The 2,335-nt window shown below is 51.9% G+C and carries 2 protein-coding genes; both read right to left on the reverse strand.

Going from position 1 to position 2,335, the window contains the following annotated elements:
- Positions 1-31: 31 nt before the first annotated feature.
- A complete protein-coding gene (gene cbl, locus FDW98_RS18900; RefSeq protein WP_096757533.1) occupies positions 32-985 on the reverse strand; it encodes an HTH-type transcriptional regulator Cbl in 954 nt (317 codons plus the stop codon).
- 101 nt (positions 986-1,086) lie between these two features.
- Positions 1,087-2,004, reverse strand: a complete 918-nt coding sequence (nac, locus tag FDW98_RS18905; protein WP_096757534.1) for a nitrogen assimilation transcriptional regulator NAC — start codon at positions 2,002-2,004, stop codon at positions 1,087-1,089.
- Between the last annotated feature and the right edge of the window lie 331 nt (positions 2,005-2,335).

Below are 2,335 nucleotides of genomic sequence, written 5' to 3' on the forward strand. Positions count from 1 at the left end.
CCTGCTTAGGAAACTAAGCGGGCTTTTTGTTTTATATCTGATAATCAATCATTACTTCATCATCTGGCTCCATCGCTTGTCGCTTGATCTCCTCCACGGATAACCCTGCATTGCATAACTCAATGAATCGCCAAACGTAATTACGTTGTAATTGACCGCGTTTCAAGCCAAGCCAGACAGTATTGGCATCGAATAAATGCCGGGTATCAAGACGGGTGAGCGTCCCCTCTTCCTGTTCACCGCTGGATTGCTCCGCCACCAGCCCAATGCCCAGTCCCAGCGCCACATAGGTCTTGATCACATCAGAGTCCTGCGCGCTGAGGATAATATCTGGCAGTAATCCTTTGCGGGCAAATGCCTCATCAATACGTGAACGCCCGGTGATGCCCTGGCGGTAAGTAATAAGCGGCCAGCGAGCAATGGCCTCCAGCGTCAGCGGGGACGTCAGGACTAACGGATGATCGTGAGGTACGAGCAGGCTGTGATGCCAACGAAACCATGGAAAAGCCACCAATAGTGGATCGCTGCTTAACCGCTCGCTGGCAATACCGATATCTGCCCCACCATTTTGCAATAGTGCGTCGATTTCCTGCGGCGTGCCCTGAATTAACTCCAGGCGAACCTCTGGGAAGAGTTCGCGAAACGCTTTAATCACCGCAGGCAGGCTATAACGTGCCTGCGTATGGGTAGTGGCAATCGTCAGCACTCCGGAAGTGTCATTGGTAAACAGATCGGCAAGTCGGCGAACATTGCTGGCTTCATTGAGAATACGTTCAGCGATAACCAGCAGGGCTTTACCCGGTTCGGTCATACCAAGCAGGCGTTTACCACGGCGGATAAATATTTCGATACCCAGTTCATCTTCAAGCTCGCGAATATGACGGCTTACCCCCGATTGCGAGGTATAAAGGATATTCGCGACCTCCGTCAGGTTGTAATCCTTACGTGCCGCTTCACGGATGATTTTAAGTTGCTGGAAATTCACTCTACACTCCGGATACATCAGACATTACGCTATTGTTAAAGTCTGATGGCCGGCATAACAAATAATAAAAACCTGCATCTTATTCCTGCACGGAATAAGGTTTAACTCACTAACTGCAGTTCACGGTTTTCAACTGCCGGGCTACCGACCAGCGACAACAGGATCTCTTTCACCGCCTGAGCCTGAGGCGACAAACTCCCCCTGGCCGACACATTCAACGATAATGGCAAACTCATCGACGGGGTGGTAATACGCGCCATCCAGCCATTTGCCGCATTGCAGAGTGAACGAGCAGCGGACTCTGGTAAAACGGTCACCCCCATGCCACTGGCAATCGCTGCGGTTAAGGTGGAGATAGACTCAATTTCCCCAATCACTTTGGCCGTTAAACGGCGTAATGAAAATGCTTCATCCACACGTAAACGCACCGCGCTGTAATCCCGGGGAAGAAACAGACTCATCTGGGCTACAGCGGCTAAATCAACACTTTGCCCTGGACAATCTCGTGTGCCGACAAGGAAAAGATCCTCTTTTAGCAATGGCTGGCTAGTAATACCTGCGATAGGAGAACGTTCGTAGAGTACGGCCATGTCGAGCTGACCACTGAGCAACTTTTCGTTTAGCGCCGCTCCACTGTTCTCATGCAGGTAGATCAACACCTCTGGCAGTTCGGCGCGCACGGTCTGTAATAACGGCATGGTGATAGATGACGCTGCCGTCCCGGGGGCAAGGCCAATAGACACCTGGCCGCTCAAGGTCTGTCCGATATTACTGACGGCAAGCTGCGCCTGCTCGCACTGCCGCAAAATCGTGCGGGCGTGGGTATAAAGCACCTTTCCAGCGTCAGTCGGTGTCACGCCGCGCTTAGTACGAATCAGCAACTGTTGATCCAGTTCGCCTTCCAGCGTAGCAACCTGTTGGCTCAACGCGGGTTGCGCAATATGCAACACTTCCGCTGCCTGGGTCAGGCTACCAATATCGACGATTTTTACGAAATATTTCAGCCGTCTGAAGTTCATTTTGCCTCCTGTCGGAATACCAGAACCCGTGCTGGCAGTCATGTTCATCAGGTTTGCAAAATGCTTGCCAGTTTCGAGTGAGTACGGGCCGCAGCGCTCGGTGCCCGCAAAACAAGGCCTGGAGGCCACTGATAAATATTCTTTACCCTGGCAGCCGTCTTTTCCTCTGCCCCACCGCATGCTGTGACGCACCAGAATAGGGCAACAATCTAAAAAGCGGGAAAGATCGCCGCTTTGTTGATTTTGTCAGCAAACAAACTCGCAATTGCATTTACCCCTTTGACAACACCCGCGCCCCTCGCTAATATGCGCCTCGTTCACACGATTCCTC

Origin of the sequence: Citrobacter sp. wls711, from assembly GCF_005281055.1 — a bacterium.
GTDB classification, from domain to species: Bacteria; Pseudomonadota; Gammaproteobacteria; order Enterobacterales; family Enterobacteriaceae; genus Citrobacter; species Citrobacter gillenii.